The 17,487-nt window shown below is 62.1% G+C and carries 20 protein-coding genes; 9 read left to right on the forward strand and 11 right to left on the reverse strand.

The window, feature by feature from the left end:
- Window positions 1–48: 48 nt before the first annotated feature.
- Window positions 49–1,062, reverse strand: a complete 1,014-nt coding sequence (locus VVD49_RS01425; RefSeq protein ID WP_327597340.1) for a trypsin-like peptidase domain-containing protein — start codon at window positions 1,060–1,062, stop codon at window positions 49–51.
- Between the two features lie 333 nt (window positions 1,063–1,395).
- On the opposite strand from VVD49_RS01425, the gene VVD49_RS01430 reads away from it, so the two are divergent.
- The 5 genes from VVD49_RS01430 to VVD49_RS01445 are packed head-to-tail and all read left to right on the forward strand — an operon-like array spanning window position 1,396 to window position 4,082.
- On the forward strand, window positions 1,396–2,274 hold the full coding sequence (locus VVD49_RS01430; RefSeq protein WP_327597341.1) for an OmpA family protein: 879 nt from the start codon (window positions 1,396–1,398) through the stop codon (window positions 2,272–2,274).
- Window positions 2,275–2,307: 33 nt separating this feature from the next.
- On the forward strand, window positions 2,308–3,006 hold the full coding sequence (locus tag VVD49_RS01435) for a glycine-rich domain-containing protein (RefSeq protein WP_327597342.1): 699 nt from the start codon (window positions 2,308–2,310) through the stop codon (window positions 3,004–3,006).
- A 45-nt stretch (window positions 3,007–3,051) separates the two neighbouring features.
- Window positions 3,052–3,288 (forward strand): hypothetical protein, encoded by a 237-nt coding sequence (locus VVD49_RS01440; protein ID WP_327597343.1) that lies wholly within the window; start codon window positions 3,052–3,054, stop codon window positions 3,286–3,288.
- Complete coding sequence (locus tag VVD49_RS21785) at window positions 3,285–3,515, forward strand: cysteine-rich CWC family protein (protein ID WP_416384877.1); 231 nt, start codon at window positions 3,285–3,287, stop codon at window positions 3,513–3,515. Before VVD49_RS01440 ends, VVD49_RS21785 begins: the two co-directional genes overlap by 4 nt.
- Before the next feature lie 6 nt (window positions 3,516–3,521).
- Window positions 3,522–4,082, forward strand: a complete 561-nt coding sequence (locus VVD49_RS01445; RefSeq protein WP_327597344.1) for a metal-dependent hydrolase — start codon at window positions 3,522–3,524, stop codon at window positions 4,080–4,082.
- Here VVD49_RS01445 and VVD49_RS01450 read toward each other — a convergent pair.
- Genes VVD49_RS01450 through VVD49_RS01460 form a run of 3 tightly spaced genes read right to left on the reverse strand, consistent with a single transcriptional unit; the run spans window position 4,060 to window position 7,320 of the window.
- Window positions 4,060–5,538, reverse strand: a complete 1,479-nt coding sequence (locus VVD49_RS01450; RefSeq protein WP_327597345.1) for a serine/threonine protein kinase — start codon at window positions 5,536–5,538, stop codon at window positions 4,060–4,062. The genes VVD49_RS01445 and VVD49_RS01450 overlap by 23 nt on opposite strands.
- A gap of 23 nt (window positions 5,539–5,561) precedes the next feature.
- Window positions 5,562–6,443 carry a c-type heme family protein gene (locus tag VVD49_RS01455; protein WP_327597346.1) on the reverse strand — a complete coding sequence of 294 codons (882 nt, stop codon included), beginning with the start codon at window positions 6,441–6,443 and terminating at the stop codon, window positions 5,562–5,564.
- Window positions 6,444–6,489: 46 nt separating this feature from the next.
- Entirely contained in the window at window positions 6,490–7,320 is an 831-nt protein-coding gene (locus tag VVD49_RS01460; protein WP_327597347.1) for a FecR family protein, read from the reverse strand.
- A gap of 364 nt (window positions 7,321–7,684) precedes the next feature.
- Between VVD49_RS01460 and VVD49_RS01465 the strand changes: the two genes are divergently transcribed.
- The 3 genes from VVD49_RS01465 to VVD49_RS01475 are packed head-to-tail and all read left to right on the forward strand — an operon-like array spanning window position 7,685 to window position 10,178.
- Window positions 7,685–8,116, forward strand: a complete 432-nt coding sequence (locus VVD49_RS01465) for a VOC family protein (RefSeq protein ID WP_327597348.1) — start codon at window positions 7,685–7,687, stop codon at window positions 8,114–8,116.
- Between the two features lie 30 nt (window positions 8,117–8,146).
- Window positions 8,147–8,893, forward strand: a complete 747-nt coding sequence (locus VVD49_RS01470) for a rhamnogalacturonan acetylesterase (RefSeq protein WP_327597349.1) — start codon at window positions 8,147–8,149, stop codon at window positions 8,891–8,893.
- A gap of 10 nt (window positions 8,894–8,903) precedes the next feature.
- Window positions 8,904–10,178, forward strand: coding sequence for a M48 family metalloprotease (locus tag VVD49_RS01475; protein WP_327597350.1), 1,275 nt, complete (start codon window positions 8,904–8,906; stop codon window positions 10,176–10,178).
- Between the two features lie 92 nt (window positions 10,179–10,270).
- Here the strand turns inward: VVD49_RS01475 and VVD49_RS01480 are convergent, their stop codons facing one another.
- The 4 genes from VVD49_RS01480 to VVD49_RS01495 form a co-directional block, all read right to left on the reverse strand.
- Entirely contained in the window at window positions 10,271–10,726 is a 456-nt protein-coding gene (locus VVD49_RS01480; RefSeq protein WP_327597351.1) for an Hsp20 family protein, read from the reverse strand.
- A gap of 155 nt (window positions 10,727–10,881) precedes the next feature.
- The gene (zapD, locus tag VVD49_RS01485; protein WP_327597352.1) at window positions 10,882–11,637 is read right to left on the reverse strand and encodes a cell division protein ZapD; all 756 of its coding nucleotides are present in this window, start codon (window positions 11,635–11,637) and stop codon (window positions 10,882–10,884) included.
- A gap of 23 nt (window positions 11,638–11,660) precedes the next feature.
- Window positions 11,661–12,317, reverse strand: a complete 657-nt coding sequence (coaE, locus tag VVD49_RS01490; RefSeq protein ID WP_327597353.1) for a dephospho-CoA kinase — start codon at window positions 12,315–12,317, stop codon at window positions 11,661–11,663.
- 8 nt (window positions 12,318–12,325) lie between these two features.
- Complete coding sequence (locus VVD49_RS01495; RefSeq protein ID WP_327597354.1) at window positions 12,326–13,105, reverse strand: SPOR domain-containing protein; 780 nt, start codon at window positions 13,103–13,105, stop codon at window positions 12,326–12,328.
- A gap of 129 nt (window positions 13,106–13,234) precedes the next feature.
- On the opposite strand from VVD49_RS01495, the gene VVD49_RS01500 reads away from it, so the two are divergent.
- Window positions 13,235–14,221: a MipA/OmpV family protein gene (locus tag VVD49_RS01500; protein ID WP_327597355.1), complete on the forward strand. Its 987-nt coding sequence runs from the start codon at window positions 13,235–13,237 to the stop codon at window positions 14,219–14,221.
- A gap of 24 nt (window positions 14,222–14,245) precedes the next feature.
- On the opposite strand, the gene VVD49_RS01505 is transcribed toward VVD49_RS01500, so the two are convergent.
- The 3 genes from VVD49_RS01505 to ntrC form a co-directional block, all read right to left on the reverse strand.
- Window positions 14,246–14,962: a type III pantothenate kinase gene (locus VVD49_RS01505; RefSeq protein WP_327597356.1), complete on the reverse strand. Its 717-nt coding sequence runs from the start codon at window positions 14,960–14,962 to the stop codon at window positions 14,246–14,248.
- 81 nt (window positions 14,963–15,043) lie between these two features.
- Window positions 15,044–15,841 carry a biotin--[acetyl-CoA-carboxylase] ligase gene (locus tag VVD49_RS01510; protein WP_327597357.1) on the reverse strand — a complete coding sequence of 266 codons (798 nt, stop codon included), beginning with the start codon at window positions 15,839–15,841 and terminating at the stop codon, window positions 15,044–15,046.
- 222 nt (window positions 15,842–16,063) lie between these two features.
- Window positions 16,064–17,485: a nitrogen regulation protein NR(I) gene (gene ntrC, locus VVD49_RS01515; protein ID WP_327597358.1), complete on the reverse strand. Its 1,422-nt coding sequence runs from the start codon at window positions 17,483–17,485 to the stop codon at window positions 16,064–16,066.
- Window positions 17,486–17,487: the final 2 nt, after the last annotated feature.

Below are 17,487 nucleotides of genomic sequence, written 5' to 3' on the forward strand. Positions count from 1 at the left end.
TTCGCCTCCTCACAGTGGAACTGCAAACATGGCCCTGCTACCCACAAGCTAGAACGGTGAAACCCCCACGGCGCCCGCTGCCTCCTCGATCGGTACGGCGAAACCCAGCCCGACAAAGAAGCCCTCGTTGTGCGGGTTCAGGATGGCCGTGACGATGCCGACGACCTCGCCCCGCAGATTCACCAGCGGCCCACCGGAATTACCCGGATTGGCCGCCGCATCGAACTGGATCAGGTTGCTCAGCGGACGCTCGCCCTTGGGCGTGCGGAATTCGCGCTTGAGTCCGGAGATGACGCCGGCCGAGGCCGACGGACCGAAGCCGAAGGGGAAGCCGACAGCGACGACGTCGTCACCGGGCTTGAGATCGGCCGTCGATCTGAGCGTGGCCGCAACCAGATCGTCTGGAACCGTCTTCGCCTGCAGTACGGCGAGGTCATGCTGCGGTTGCAGGCCTACGACAATCGCGTCGGACTCAGTGCCATCGGCGAAGACGAGGTTGATGCGCTCATTGCCGGACACCACGTGCAGATTGGTCAGGATGAGCCCCTTGTCCACCACCACCACGCCCGTACCGACACCGCGCTCGAACTCGCCCACCTCACCGGTCTTGGGGTTCTTGCCGCGCGCGTAACCGCGGACACGCACGACCGAGGGACGAACCTTCTCGTACGCCCGCGCGGCATTCGAGGGCAGTGGCTTCTTCTCCAGCGAACGCCGCACGGCGGTATCGATATCGCCCTGCGTCAGCAGCTGCGGCGCGGGCGTCCAGTGCGCATGCGCCAGCACCACGCACAGGGCGATCACGGCACTCAGGGTCAGCAGGGAAATCGTTGGATGACGGTGATACAGCGCGGACAGGCGGCGTGTCTTGCGCGGGGAGGGGGAGGGAACAAGAGAAGGATCGGCGGGATTGGCCGCAGCGGCCCGCGATTCCGGTGGCTCGGGCGATGGAGCGGTCGGGCTGGCAGGCGCATGCGCCCCACCCCGCGAACCTGTTGCCTGCGCAGAACCCGCGGTCGCACGCGACCGGCCGGAACTGCTGTAGAGCGTCACTCGCTTCATGCCGCACCCCCTGTCGCTGCTGCAATCCCGCACAAGCAGGATCAGGCCCGATGAGTTTTGGCTAGTTTCCTCCTGCGCCGCCGGGTGGGCAAGCCCGGGCGGTACGACCAGCCGCTGCTCTGCAAGCATTCTGCGACACGCCCTGCCCGGCCTGCTACCCGGGCTTCTGCGTACGGCAATCGCGGTCTGCTGCAGCGACGGCATGCTGGCGACATGCCATCGGACTTCCTCTGGACAGCGAAGCTACGCTATCGTTCCACAGAGGTCGGCACAATGAAGATTGGTACCTGAAGCCCGCTTAAGCCGCCTCGCCCACCGCGACAGGAGGAACCCATGGAAACCATGAAGAATCTGCAGCGCCGCTTTGCCGCACTCGCCCTGGTGCTGTGCTCAGTCAGCTTGATGATCGCCCCAGCCGCCGCGCAGGACGTGCCCAAATCGAAAGACCACCCGCTCCTCACGCGCTACCCCGACTCACGCATCGTCGAGTACGCACACAATTTCAACTCGGTCGAATTCACCGTCGGCGCCCCGAAGAACGGCCAGCCACAGCGCAAAGCCATTGAAGGCGATACGACCAGCATCCTGTATTTCCATAACAGCATCGAGAAACAGCCAAGCGCGCTCCAGGTAATCCGCAACTACGAAAATGCGATCAAGTCCATCGGCGGCGAGGTCGTGTACGAACGCCTGCCACGCGATGGCGACGGTGGCGAAGTCACACTGAAAGTCACGACAGGCGGCAAGGAAGTGTGGGTACGCATCGAGCCCGGCATCTTCAGCGCGCCGACACAGAGCTACACGCTACAGGTGGTTGAAATCGCAGCCATGCAGCAGGTCGTGACGGCGAACAAGCTGCTCGACGAGCTCAACAAGAACGGCTTCATCGCGCTCTACATCAACTTCGATACCGGCAAGGCAGACCTGAAAGCCGACGGCCAGGCGACGGTGAAAGAAATCGTTGCGATGCTGAAGACCGCTCCTTCCTTGAAGATCGCCATCGAAGGCCACACCGACAACGTCGGCCAGCCTGCGGCGAACAAGACCCTGTCCGAGAACCGCGCGAAGAGCGTGATGAACGCCATCGCAGCGGCGGGCATCGATGCCAAGCGCCTGTCCGCTGCGGGCTTCGGGCAGGAGAAACCGATTGCGGACAACCGCAGCGAGGAAGGTCGGGCGAAGAACCGGCGTGTCGAGCTGGTGAAGAAGTAAGCGACCACCGTTGCAAGAAAAACAAGGGACACCATGGCACCAGCGCTGATCGTTGTTTCCGCTGCATTCAGCATCGCATCGATTGTCCTGTGGCTACGTCTGCGCGCCGCACGCAGGGCCGAATACATCCGTAGTTTCACGCTGCCTCATGGCCTGTTTGAACGCCTGCAAAAGCATCACCCGCAACTGACGCTGAAGGACTGCCAGCTTGTCAGCAAAGGGCTACGGCAGTTCTTTCTGGCCTACCTGAAAGGTGGCCGACAATACGTCTCGATGCCGTCACAGGTTGCCGATGACCTGTGGCATGAGTTCATTCTCTATACGCGAAACTATCAGCAGTTTTGCCGCAAGGCCTTCGGAGGCTTTCTTCATCACACACCTGCTGTAGCGTTGCGCTCGAGCAAGCAGGGCAATGCAGGGCTAAGGCGATGCTGGTTGCATGCGTGTCGTGACGAGCTGATCAACCCGACAAACCCCACGCGCCTGCCCTTGCTCTTCGCGCTTGACGCCAAACTGGCCATCGTCGGCGGGTTTCAATATGAGGCGAATTGCCAGGGGCTCAAGCGTCAGTCTGTCAGCGGAGACAGCGCAACACCCATCTACTGCGCCGGAGACTTCAGCGACACGAGTATCGACGGAGGCATTGACGGGTTCGACTCGTTCGACAGCTCGGACTCGTCGGACGGCGGAGGTGGCGACAGCAGTTGCGGAGGCGGCTGCGGTGGCGACTGAACACGAATGCATGTGCGCCAGCAGAGCACCCGTACGGGAGAGTAAATGACTTCGTATTTCGGTATCGACTGGCTGGCGATGTGCCTGACCTTTACTGCGATCTACTTGCTTGGCAACAAGAGCAGGAAAGGTTTCGTGGTCATGATGCTGGGCAATCTTTGCTGGACGGCAATCGGCATCTGGGCACACAGCTACGCCATGATCATTGCCAACCTGGGTTTCTTCTCGATGAATGTACGCGCCTTCGTCAGGTGGGCGCCTCCACCCTCTTCAGCAGCATGAACACCGACGGATCGGCACCCACACAACCGAAGCAGAACCACGCGTGCCCGCTTTGCGGTGGCCCGAACGGCTGTGCCGTGGCACAAAGCGGCAGCTTCGATGTGCCTTGCTGGTGTCGCGAGCAGAAGATCGATCCAGCCGTGCTCGCGCGGATTCCCGCCGCGCAGAGAAACCTGTCCTGCATATGCGAGCGCTGTGCTCGCGGAGTGCCGGACAAGCAGGGCTGAGCGGCGATGCCCACCATCCTCACGCATCCTGCCGTGCCGCTGGCGATCGGCATCGGGCTGGGCACTGGCGTGATTTCACCGCGCCTGCTGCTGGCCGGCGCGGTCGCTTCCATCGTGCCGGACCTGGATGTGATCTCGTTTCACTTCGGGATCGCCTACGGCTCGGAGCTGGGCCATCGCGGCTTCAGTCATTCGCTCGTCTTTGCATTGCTGGTCGCGACATTCGGCGCTTTGGCCTGGCGAACCTTGCGCAGCCGGCCACTGACGGCATTGCTCTTCCTGTTCGTGGCGATGGCTTCGCACGGCGTGCTCGACAGCTTCACCAACGGCGGTCGCGGCATCGCGTTCCTGTGGCCGTTTTCGGCCGAGCGCTTCTTCGCGCCGTATCAGGTGATCGAGGTGTCGCCGATCGGCGCAGCCGGGCTGTTCACCACGCGCGGAGCGCGCGTGCTGATGTCGGAATTGTTGTGGGTGTGGTTGCCCTGCGCGCTATTTGCGCTGGCTTTGTGGGACACACGACGCAGCCTGCGCCGGACCCCGGATGTCAGTGCGGGCCGACTTCCTTGAGGAACTTGTGGCGCTCGTCGAGGTTGCTGATGTTGTCGGCCAGCAAGGCGTAGAAGACCTGCAGGCTGGTCGCCTGGCGCGCGGCTTTCTTGACCATGACGCCCGCAATCGGGCCGATGTACTTCGCGAGTTGCTTCGACGCAGTGTCGATCGTCTGCTGCGAGAGCGGCTCGATATTGCCTGCCAGCTTGGTGTTGGTAAGCACGCGTGTGCCGGCGGCAGCGCTCCCTGCCATCACGCCCGAGGCAGTAGGCGCTGGCGTGACGCCGAGACGCGTGATGCCGCCAAGGAATTCACGCCGCGCACCTTCGGAATCCAGGTTGTTGGCAAGCATGGTGTAGAGCTCGTGCACATCGGCCGTCGATGACGCCGCCTTGCGCACGATGATCTTGGCCATCGGCCCGATGTGCGCAGCCAGCTGGCGCTCCACATCGCGCAAGGTGTTCTCGTGCCAGTTGGTGATCATCGACTGCGTGCCGGTTGCCGGCGCGCTGGTCTGCTGCTGGCCACCGGGGCGGCTGGCCGCTACGCGCTCTGCCCGCGCCCGCATCGCGGCCATATTGGCCTGCACGGCTTGCGCGGTGAGCACCACCGTCTGGTCCGAGACGGTCATGCTGGCCGGGCTCAGGAAGGTCGTTTCGTGCGCCCGCTTGATGGCCTCGCTGAATTTGTGCGCCGTCTGGAAACGGTCCTCCGGCAGCTTGGTCAGCGATTTTGCCGAAACAGCGTCGAAGGCTAGCGGCAACTCGGGATTGATCGATGAAGGCGGCGCCTCGACTTCGTAGCAGACCTTGGAGGCCATGCTCTCCATATTGCCAACGAAGGGGCGCTGACCGGTCAGCATCTCGTAGAACACGACGCCTGCCGAGAACACGTCGGAGCGGCGATCCGCCAGCAGACCCATGAACTGCTCCGGCGCCATCGAATTCGGCGTGCCGATGATGGAGCCGACCATGGTTAGGTTCGAAGTGTCGAGCCGGGCAATGCCGAAGTCGGTGATCTTGACCTTGCCATCGCTGGTGATGAGCAGGTTGGCCGCCTTGATGTCGCGGTGCGTGACGCCCTGCTCGTGCGCGTAATCCAGTGCAGCCAGTAGCTGCAGCATGATGCTGATGATGTCGCCCAGCGGAATCTTCTTGTTGTGCTCGCGCAGGAACTCGTTGAGCCCGCAACCGGCAACGTACTCCATGGCGATGAAGGACACGTCCTCGTCTTCGCCATAGTCGTAGATGGCCACGATGCCTGGGTGATTGAGACGCCCGGCGGCGCGCGCCTCGTTCTTGAAGCGCTCGACCATGCCCTCGCCCTGGCCGTCCTCAAGCAGCTCCTTGCGGATGGTCTTGAGGGCGACCGTGCGTTCGATGACGGGATCGACCCCTTGGTAGACGGTACCCATGCCGCCCTTGCCGAGGACGCCAGTGATCTCGTACTTACCCAGTTTCTTGATGTCAGCCATGGTCGATCAGTACTTCCTGTTACTTAGCCTTCGAGCATCTTCAATGCGTGAACCAGACTCTTGCGCATGCGGCTGAAGGACTCGGCCAGCGTCGCGATTTCGTCGCGGCCACCGGTGTTGAATTCTTCGGCATTCATGTCGCCCAGACTGACCTTATCAGCGAGACCGGCGAGCTTGTTCACCGGGCGCACGACCAATGTGATCAGCAACACATTGAGCAGCAGGAAGATGAAGGCGCCCAGCGCGATCAGCAAGCCCATGAACACCTTGAAGGTATTCCAGGCGCGTTGCACCGGTACGTCCATCGGCACCGAGACGATCTGCGCGCCCACAACCTCGTTGAGATTCCAGCCGAAGCCGTTGGCGCTGCCGTACTTGTCGATCATCGACTTCGGCGCAGCATCAGCCGTGCTATGGCAGGTCAGGCAGCGTGGATCCTTGATCTGCAGCGGACGTGCGAGGTACAGATTGCGGCCAGCAGGCGTTTCACGATCGCCGATGATTTCCTTGGCTGTTTCCTGGCCGCTGTTGTTGCGGAAGTTGTTGACGATGTCCGCCTCCCAGTCTGTCGCGCGATCGCTCAGATTGGTCGGATTCAGCGTGGCTTCCTTGTAGGAGTACTCCGGGTACTGTTTGCGCAGCTCGGTGAAGTAAGCGTTGGCGGCATAGGCCGATACCGATTGCGGCAGGAATTCATACTTCATCTGCGTGTCGAGCAAAGGCTTGATCTGCGCGCTCGTATAACCACGCACAGCCAACGCGCCTTGCATCATGATGCGCGCGTTCTGCAGGATTTCTTCCCGCGCATTGCGCTGCAAGACTTCGTGCGATACGAAGCCGGCGATGCTCAGCCCGATGATGAAGACTACGCTCAAGGCGAGATTGAATTTGACGATCAGTTTCACGTTGCAGCCCCGTTCTTGTGTGGAGTTGATTTAATAGTTGCAGGCGTCAGTTAGCGGCTTTGGGCGGATGCAGGATCTTGTCCCATTCCGGATGGCTTTTCAGATGCGCATCGAGTTGCTGGCGGAAGGCCGAATCTGACAGGCGCGACTCGAAACGCCTCACAAAACCCGTTCGCCAGGCAGGCGCAGCCGTCAGCCAGTCGGCAACGTCTTCATAGCTGACCGGCCCCGTCGATTTGGCCTCAACGCTGCGGTCCTTGAATCGCTCGAGACGCGCCGGCAGCGCATCCTTGAAAGCACCCGGCATCGATGCCAGGAATGCCTCCGACGGCCGCGGCTGCGATGTCGCAGGCTTGTCGGCCGAACGCATCACGAACTGGCCCGCCTTGGCGGCCGACAAGCCCGAAGCACGCCCTTGCTTGTCGGTCGTGCCGACATTGGCAGCACCCGATTCGACAAACACCTCACCACTGGTCTTCGTGCCATGCATGATCAGGCTCGCCGTCTTCAGCGTAGACGCCTGCATGAGACTGGTGACGCCATAGTCAGCCGCGTCGCGCGCCTGCACTTTCAGCCAGCCATCGAGCAACAGCACTTCCGGATTGTTCGTCTTGCCCGTCTGGCGCGACAACATCACGCGCGTCGCGTCCCCCAGAGCAATCACGGTGCCGTCTGAAAACTCGACCAGCGCAAAGCCGGGTTTCGCGGTTTCGACGATGTCCGTCACCTCCACCACCGCCCCCTGGGCTCCGACCAGCGTGGAAGCGCCGCGAAGTACGCGCACCTTCCCCTCGGTGAAAGTGATCTTGCCCACGGCTTGGGCAAAGACCTGCAACGGCAACAACAAGGCAATGAAAAGGCAATAACGAGAAAGCATGAGCACCTGGAGGTCTGGCGAAATCGGGTTGGTTGAGCTGGGGTATTCGCAGCCGGGTCGCGCCGCAAGCCGGGCTTGGGAGAGTCGCGACACGCTTCGCGTACAGTGTGCTGACTGGATATTGCACGCAGGTTCATACCTAGCCGCGCGCAAGCCCATTGGCACCGGGAAGCGAAGACGCCTCATGCTAGGTTCCGGGCACAGGGCTGTCAAACAAAGCTTGCGCTAAAAGCCCCGTCATTGCGGGATGACTCGCCGATTGCACACTTGTTGCCTCCGTATGGCCATGCGCCAGGATCGTCCACCCGCGGTACCCTGCAAACCGCGGCGCCACCCCGTCCGCCGCTCGAATCAAGGAGATGCCATGTCTGCCAATGCAAGGAACACGCGCGCCACGCTGATCCCCTGCCTACGTTATCGGAATGCAGCGGCGATGATCGAATGGCTGTGCGGCGCCTTTGGTTTCGAAAAACACGCCGTCTATCCGAATGCGGACGGCAGCATCGCTCACGCGCAGCTGAGTTTCGGCAACGGCATGATCATGCTTGGCTCCGTGCAGAACGGCTCGGAATGGGGAGGGCTGATCAAGCAGCCCGACGAGATCGGCGGAGCGGAAACGCAATCAGCGTATGTCGTGGTTGCCAACGCCGACCTCGTCCATGCGCAAGCCCTGGCAGCTGGTGCAGAAATCGTCATCGACATCAAGGACGAAGACTACGGCGGTCGCGGCTTCAGCTGCCGTGACCCGGAAGGCCACCTGTGGAATTTCGGCACCTACGATCCGTGGCAAAGGTAAGCTTGGCGCCTCACACCCCGAGGACGAAGCATGAAACAGGCATGGCCGGGACTCCTGGCATTGGCAGCGGTCGGCGCAGCACTAAGCGCATGTAGCAGCAGCCCAGGCAAGGAGACCCCACACAAGCCCATCATCACCCTGGTCGGCGACTCGACGCAAACAGACAATCAGGGCTACGGCCTAGGTTTCTGCGCCAATCTCACGCGCGAGGTCGAATGCGTCAATCGCGCCAAAGGTGGCGCCAGCACCAAGACCTATCTGCGCGACGGCTACTGGAGCAAGGCTCTCTCGCCAAAGCCCGACTGGATGCTGATCCAGTTCGGCCACAATGATCTGCAGAGCGCGGCCCATGCCGATCGCGAAACGGATATCAAGACCGAATACCCCGCCAACCTGCGTAACTACATCGCTCGCGCTCGCGAACAGGGCATTCACCCCATCCTGGTGACGCCCATCTCGCGCCGCTATTTCGGCCCGGACGGAAAGATCCATTCCGACCTGACCGAGCACAGCGAAATCGTGCGCCGCATCGCGAAGGAGCAGAACGTACCGCTGATTGATCTGCAGCAACTGAGCATAGACAAGCTCGAGCAGATCGGCGAAGAGCAAGGCAACACGCTCGGGCTGACCAAGATCGTGGACGGCAAGACCGTCCCGGACAAGACGCACTTCAATACGGCAGGTTCCTACGTCTTCGGTCGTATTGCGGCCGAAGCCATGGGCCGCGCCGTGCCGGAATTGGCGCGCTATGTGCGCCCCGAACCCGCAGTGCGCTAGACACGCCACCATGACACGACCGGCAGCTCCCCTCCGCGCGCTCCGCCACCTGTTGGCCGGTGCCGTGCTGACACTCACGGCAAGCTATGCCACGGCGGCCGGCAGCCCCTGCATGCAGGTGGCCGGCCCGCCCATTCCCGATCTGCGCAGCGCGCTCGTGGGGGCACAGCGCGGCATCGTTGCAGCGGAGCCGGGCAGCGTCCCCGGTAAAGTCAGCCCGGCGGGTATCCAGACATTGCGCACCGCCTATGCCCGCATCTCGCAGGCAGCGAAACTGTCGCCCGTCCTGCTCCTCTGCGACAGCAAGCAGCTGAACGCTTTCGCCGGATACCTGCGTGCAGACCTGCCTGCCGTCGCATTCGAAGCGCAGCTACTGACGTTCCTGCAGGACAATGAGGGGGAAGTCGCCTCGGTGCTTGGCCACGAGTTCGCGCACATCCTGCTCGGTCACGCCCTGCAACGTGCACGAGCGGAGGCGATCCTGAGCAGGAGCGATGCCTCACCCGAACAGAAACAACTGGCCTTCAGCCGTTTCAGCCGCGAGAAGGAATCACGTGCGGACGAAAAAGGCTTTTCGCTTGCCGTCAGCCTGGCCGGCTATCCGGCCGACAGCCAGCAAAACGCTGTCGGCAAATTGCTGCGTGAGTCCGGCACTACGCACGCCACCTACCTCGACAGCCATCCCGGTTGGCTCGAACGCAAGAACAAAGCAACTCACCTCTCCTCCAACCAGCACTACATCGCGCAGGCGAGGCAACTTGGCCGTACGCAGAACATGCGCGCCCTTGGCGAACTGACGCAGACCTGGTTGCAAGCCTTTCCTGATAGCGGAGCCGGCTGGTATTACCGCGGCATTTACCTGATCCGGCAGAACAAGAACGGCAGCGGCGTGACCAAGGCATTCGAAACCGCGGTCAACAACTACCTCGGCAGCACTGACCTCGGCGCACTGGCGCAGGAGGACGAGGCCGAAGTCGACTACGCGTGGTTGCAGCTATGTAGCGCCCTGTTTGCCGAGGGCTATCGCGAAGAAAGCCTGAATTGCCATGGCAGGATCAGGAGCGCCGCCCTCCGCGAGGACTTTGCGCGACGCACTTTCGATAGTCACGTCATCGTGGCAGGCGACCGGCAGAACCGCTCGGATATCTGGCTCGCCCGGAGCGCCTCCGGCAGCAAGCTCATCACCAACGACGAGTCGATCGCGGCCAGCAACAAGCAATACGCAAAACTGCCCCCGACCTGGACGGCCATGCGCTTCCCCGCGGCAAACATGCAGGACAAATAGCAAAACCGCGCCCGGCCTCACGGCGCAGACGCGGTTATTCGAGCAGGGCGGGATGACCGAATCTCACTCAGCCATCACGCAAATGCCTTCGTTCAGGCCGCCTGACGCTCGACCAGCTGTGGCGCGGTGCTGCCGCCGATGACGATCTTGCGGGGCTTCTTCGCTTCCGGTACTTCACGCACCAGCTCGATGTTGAGCAAGCCGTTTTCGAGCGAAGCGTTGGTCACGCGCACATGATCGGCCAGCTTGAAGCGGTGCTCGAAATCGCGTGCGGCAATACCGCGGTGCAGATAGGCACGGTTCGCTTCGCTGCCCTGCTTGCGGCCAACAATCTTGAGCGTGTCATCGACGGATTCGATCTCCAGCTCGCTGTTCTCGAAACCGGCAACGGCCATGCTGATGCGGTACTGATCTTCAGAGACCAGTTCGATGTTGTAAGGGGGGTAGCTGGGCTGGTTGTCGCTGCGCAGGGCCGCATCGGCCAGCTGTGCCAGGCGATCAAAACCGATGGCGGAACGATACAGGGGAGCAAAATCAAATGAACGCATTTTCAATATCCTCATAGTCAAGCGATAGAAGTGTGTAGCCTCTCTTGAGCGCCGTCACAGTTCAAAAATGGGGATATGGATGAGGCTTTCAAGCCCCTTGAAATTACGCAGATAGCCCTTAAATGAAGGGGCTTTGCGCAATCACGCGACGTCTTCTACAGGTTGCAGAAGGTCAGTTCGAAAGGCACATCCGTTTCAAAGGCGCGTGGCCGGGCCAGGAATTCCGGCACCACGAAACGGATGTTGAATGCATATTTGTTGGCGCTGATCTCGGGGATGCAGCCTTCATCTTTCGGCACGCGCACGCGCACCATCTGCGCCGAGCGTCCGCTCATCATCATCTGGAAAGCACCAGCACGCGCCGTCTGCATTTCAGGGCGACCGCTCTCGCGCAACAGGCGCAACACGATGGTCAGGCCATCACGGATCGGCAGCATCGGCGACAACCAGCCGTGGATGTCCTTGCGACGACGATCCGAATCGCGATGCAGCCAGTAGTGGTAGGACGGCAGGTCGAACTCGCAGACGCCGCCGGGAATTGCCGCACGCGAACGGATCGCCATCAGCCATTCGCTTTCACGGATGTGCTGGCCGACTTTGCCAGCCATCGACAACAAGGCCGTGCTGGCCTGCTCGATCTCGTAGAGCGCGCCCGAAAGGGCTTCTTCGGAAATCTGCGGATTGTCGCGAAAAGCATGCAGGGTCTGGCGCTGACGCTCGAGTTCCTGCACCAGGTCGACTTTCAGATCAGCGCGGCCTGCGACTTCCAGAATTTCGAACAGCGACATCAGCGCTGCGTGATGCTCGTAGCCGTTGTCGGCCACGGCGAAGTGCTGGGCCTTGTCGAAAAGATCCTCCAGACGCAGCAGCGTACGGATGCGCTCGTTCAGAGGATATTCGTAAGTTATCAACGCACAGGCCTGGACTATGGGTTTTATTGGGGGTAGCTGGGAAAGCTTGAGAAGCCCCGCTTGTAGAGCTGATGCAGGGCATCAACCTGTGCTCGCAAACTATCAAAATCCCCAGCATTGTCAATGATTTCCTGCGCTGCAGCGCAACGCGTTGCGCGACTGGCCTGGGTCGCCATGATGGCGCGAACCTGCGCCTCGCTCAGATTGCTGCGCGCCATGACACGTGCAATCTGCACCTCCTCCGGGCAATCGACGACAACGATACGATCACAGCGCTCTGCCCAATGGCCGGATTCGATCAGCAAAGGTACGACGAGGACAACGTAGGGACCCGTCGCAGCCGCCACGCGCTCGGCACTGATACTGCGGATCAAGGGATGGAGAATGGCTTCCAGCCTCGTTTTGGCGGCTGGGTCGGAAAAGATCAGCGTACGCATCGCGGCACGGTCGAGCGCGCCAGCGGCGTTGATGCTGGCGTCGCCAAACGCTTCGCGCAAAGCCGGGATGGCTGCACCGCCGGGGGCGGTCAGCTCATGCGCGATGACATCAGCGTCGACGATGCTTGCCCCTTGCCCGGCGAACAATTCGGCTGCAGCGCTCTTGCCACTGCCAATGCCACCTGTCAGACCAATCACCAGCGCTCTGGCAGAGACTGGCACGCCAGTGGTAATCGTCGTCATGGCGGCACTCAGCCCGGCGTGCAGGTGTCGCGCACAGCGCCCGCGATGTCAGCGCTGGCGTCACGCGCGACCCGCTCGATCTGCGCGCTCACGCCAATCAACTCGACGCGCGCACCATTGGCGTTTTCACGCGCCGTAACCGTTGCGCCTTTGACGCCTTTTTTCTGCAACGTCTCGAGTTGGCGCTGGGCCAGGCTTTCGGCACGGAACAGCCCGAGCGAAATCGCAAAGCGATTCTCATTGGCATCCTGCACGATGAAGAAATCATCCAGCCCAAGTTGTTTGAGCTCCGCCGCACGACGATCCGCGCCGGGCTTGCCACCTTGTGGCGGGATATTGACCCAGTACGACGACGGCGCAGCAGCCTCTTCGCGCACCGTCAGCTGGCTGCCTGCCCCACGCGCGCGCTGCGCCAGTGCCTGGGCCTGCGTACTGTTCAGGTTCTTGAACGCCACGCACAGGCTCGCGCCCGAATCCGCAACGACGGGTGCCGACGTTTCCGGCGCGGCAGAGGAGGTGGCGGCGGCCGGCGCAGATTCCGCTACCGGTGCGCTCTCTTGCGCCGGCTCCAGCAGCGGCGCGGATACTTCAGCCCCTATTGTCCCCGGCGGTTCGGTGCTGCTGCTCAGGACATGCAGCTTCTCCGGGAAGACCTGGCTGGCTACACGCTCTGGCTCTGTCGCACCGAGAAACGGCGACTCCAGTCCCAGCGAGGGCATCGCGATCACGGCCACGCAGACGAGGTTGATGGCCACCAGCAGATAAAAAGTGATGCGCAGGGTTGTCATGGGGTCTGATTATCCTTCGTGGCGCGGCAGCTTCCAAGCCTTGTTGCGCGAGCGCGTCGGCCAGGCTGCCGCGCGGCGTTCAGCGCAAAGCAGACGGCCGCTCGCGCGGAAGCATGACAGAATCGCGTTTTGTCCGACGCCGACCTGCTCATGCGCCTGCCTGCGCTTTCCGCTTTTGCCTTGAATCCCCTCGTACTTGCCCTCGCAGCCCTTTGCACGAGCGTCGCCACAAGCTCTGCCCAGGCCCAGACAGATACCGCGCCCGTGAAGACGGAAGCCACGCAAGATGCCGCCCCGGTCCGCAAGCTGGGCGCCATTCTCGGCAATACGCCGGAGAAACAACTGCCAGTCAAACTGCTGCCGCTCTGGGAATTCGGTCTCGGCGTAGGTGGTTTCAGCCTGCCGGACTATCGCGGCTCTGATCACCAGAGCAACTACCTTTTCCCGCTGCCCTACTTCGTCTATCGCGGCGAGTTCCTGCGTGCCGATCGCACTGGGCTGAGCGGCCGTTTTCTCGATACCGATCACCTCGATATCGAATTCAGCCTCGGCGGTGGCGCACCCGTACAGAGCAAGGACAACTCCGCTCGCGCAGGCATGCCCGACCTGAAGCCCACGGTGGAGTTCGGCGCACAAGCCATCATCCGCCTGATCGGTGATGCTCGCGCCATAACGCGGCTCGACCTGCGCCTGCCGGTACGCCAGGCCTTCACCGTGTCGGGCAACCCGCGCGCCGTCGGCATGGTATTCACGCCGGCGATCAATCTGTCGATCACGCCCAAGGGCACCTGGGAATTCGGCGCGCAGACAGGCCCGTATTACGCCAACGCCAGCTACTACCGCTACATCTACGAAGTGCCCACCGAGTACGCGACGCCAACACGCCCTGCATACACGCCGCAGGGTGGCTATGGCGGCTGGCAAGTCACCACCAGCCTGTCACGCCGCTTCGACACGATGTACGTAGGCGCCTTCGTGCGCGCGAGCACGGTCAAGGGCGCAGTCTTCGATGGCAGCCCGCTGGTCCGGCGTCAGAACAACGTGATGGCCGGCTTCGGTATTTCGTGGATATTCAGCCGCTCGAGCGAGTGGGTTCCGGCGACGGATGACGACTGAGATCTGACGCTAGGCGGGCGGCGCTCAGGCGCCTTGCTCACTACGCGCAGTCCACAACAAACCCTCGAGCACGAGGCGCGGCAGCTCCACCACGTTGCCGTCGATGCCATCGCGCAACGCAGGCGCTGCACCACCGGTCAACAAGACCGGCGCATCGTCCGGCAAGCGACCGCGCATGCGTGCGATGGACCCCAGCTGCGCATTCAGACAGCCAGAGAAAATCGCATCTGCGGTATTACGCGGCAAGGCCTCGAAATGACCCGCAGCAAGCGGCAAGGCCGCAGTTCCCCGGGCCAATGCGCGCCGCATCATCTCCAGCCCGGGCGCGATGCAACCACCTGCGAACACACCGTCCGCCGTGATGACATCGATGGTGGTCGCCGTTCCCGCAGCGACCACCAGGCAAGCCCCTTTCACATGCTGCCAGGCCGCGATGGCGCCTGCCCAGCGATCGGCCCCGAGCTGCGTGGGCTCTTCATAACCATTGCGCAAGCCGCAGCGTTCGGGTGTCGAGCGAAACCATTCGATGCACTCCGCCCAGGATGCGAGTTGCGCCTCAATGAAGGCATTGCAGATCGCATCTGCGACGCTGACGACGAGAATGCGTTGCGGCGCAAAGCCTGCCGGCAGCTTCAGCGGCGCAGAGGCATCGCTCGGCACGGCGTCGTGAAACAGCCAGTCAGCGCCGTCATGCCCGGCATATTTGATACGCGTATTGCCCGCGTCGATGAACAGGTACATGGCAGACGCCGCAGGGGCGCTGAATTGGAATGGGCGGATGTTACGTCGTGCGGCGGCGGATGTGTATCTGCCGAGGACGACTCAAGCGCGGCGACGCAACGAGACTTCGCCACCAAACACGCGCAGCTTGCCTTCCGCAGTCTCGACTTCGAGACGCCCCAGCGCGTCGATACCGCCGCAGCGCCCGTGCCGCACAAGGCCACTCTGCTCGATCGACACTTCACTGCCGAACATCGCGTGGTAGCGCATCCACTCGTCGGCCAGCGCAGCGAAGCCTTCGCGCGCGAATACGTCCAGTACCGCCAGCAGTTCGCGCAGGATGGCCGCCAGCACAGCTTCACGCGTCAGCCCTTCCTTCAGCTCAACAAGCGCGGCATAGCTGGCGCCCAGGTTTTCATCCCAGTCAGGATTGCGCTGCAGATTGAGGCCCATGCCGATGACGGTAGCCATGTCGCCATGCGTGCCATGCACGACCTCGACCAAAACGCCCCCCAGCTTGCGCCCCATCAGCCAGATGTCGTTTGGCCATTTGAGCGACAACTCGCGGATCCCCATGTCGCTCAGAGCATGCACGATGGCGATGCCCACGCTCAGGCTGAGCCCTTCGAGCCGTTGCTCGCGCGGAAAACGCCACAGCAGGGAAAACGTCAGGCTGCTGCCCGGCGCCGATTGCCACTGCCGCCCGCGCCGCCCGCGCCCCGCCGTCTGCTGATCGGCGACCAGTACCGTGCCGGCGCCCGAGCCGCGTTCAGCACGCGTCAGCAATTGCGTATTGGTGGAATCACAGCTGGTGACGTGATCAACGTCAAAGCGCCCGGACTGTGGCCCCAGAAGGTCACGGACACGGCGTAAGTCGAAAGAAGAAGCTTTTTGCGGCATGAAGAAACGGGACGGTAAGGTGCATCGGCGTTGATGCGCTCACAGTCTAACGCGCGAGGACGGCGATTGGTTTCAGCGCGGTCTTTGCATTGAAGCAGCGAGCCCCACCACGTCGTGCGATTTCTGGGTAGAACCGTTCAGACCGCGAAGACGAAGCGAAGAGCAGTGCTCAGGCACGGCTAGCTGAAGTCGACAAAGGTCTGGACGGTTCTACGCAGAAAATCAGTCGTGGTCGTCCTTGCCGCCGTCGATGCCCAGCTCCTGGATCTTGCGCGTAATGGTGTTCCGCCCGATCCCCAGAAGTTGTGCCGCCTCGACACGCCGTCCGCCCGTCGAGGCCAGCGCCCGCAAGATCAACGCCTTCTCGAACTCACGGATCAGGCGGTCATAAACCTCGCCTTGCGCGTCGGCCAGCAAGCGATCCGTCTCGGCATTGAGTGCCGCGATCCAGTCGCCCGTCGGTGCTGCCGCCGAAGCCGACGGCGTCGACTCGCGGATCTCCGAGGGCAAGTCAGCCACGTCTACCATCTGCCCCGGCGCCATCACCGTCAGCCAGTGACAGAGATTCTCGAGCTGGCGCACATTGCCGGGGAAATCCAGGGTCTGGATGAACTTCACCGCCCCTTCGGCAAGTCGCTTCGGTTCGACCCCCAGCTGCTGCGCACTTTGTGCGAGGAAGTGGCGCGCCAGGATCGGCACATCTTCATGACGTTCGCGTAGCGGTGGTAAGCGCAGGCGAATCACGTTGAGGCGATGGAACAAGTCCTCACGGAACTGCCCTTCACGCACGCGCTGGTCGAGGTTCTGGTGCGTCGCTGCGATCACGCGCACATTCGCCTTGACCGGCATATGGCCGCCAACGCGATAGAAATGGTTGTCGGAAAGTACACGCAGCAAGCGCGTCTGCAATTCCGCCGGCATATCGCCGATTTCGTCGAGGAACAGCGTACCGCCCTCGGCTTGCTCGAAGCGGCCACGCCGCTGACCAGTCGCGCCGGTAAACGAGCCGCGCTCATGACCGAACAGTTCTGACTCGAGCAGATCGCGCGGAATGGCCGCCGTATTGATGGCCACGAACGGGCCTTCCTTGCGCGGACTATGGCGATGGAGCGCGCGCGCAACCAGTTCCTTACCGGTACCGGATTCGCCATTGATGAGCACAGTCGCATGCGATTGCGAGAGCCGACCGATGGCGCGGAAAACCTCCTGCATCGAAGGCGCTTGGCCGAGAATTTCCGGCAGGCCCGTGACCTCTTCCACCGCGCTCGGATGGTGTTCGCTTTCTTCCAGCGCGCGACGCAGGAGATCGAGTGCCTGGTCGACATCGAAAGGCTTTGGCAGGTACTCGAATGCACCACCCTGGAAGGCAGCAACCGCGCTATCCAGATCGGTGTACGCCGTCATGATGATGACGGGCAGTTGGGGGTAACGCTCCTTGGCTTTTTGCAGCAGCACCAGGCCCGATTCGCCAGGCATGTGGATGTCTGACATCAACACCTGTGGTGGCGTGGCGTTTGTCTCCAGCACAGCCAGCGCCTCTGTCGCGGCGGAAAAGCTGCGGAAAGCGATGTTCTCGCGTGCCAGCGCTTTTTCAAGCACCCAGCGGATGGATCTATCGTCGTCAACAATCCAGACAGGATTCATAA

Source organism: Uliginosibacterium silvisoli (assembly GCF_036017035.1).
Classification (GTDB): domain Bacteria; phylum Pseudomonadota; class Gammaproteobacteria; order Burkholderiales; family Rhodocyclaceae; genus Viridibacterium; species Viridibacterium silvisoli.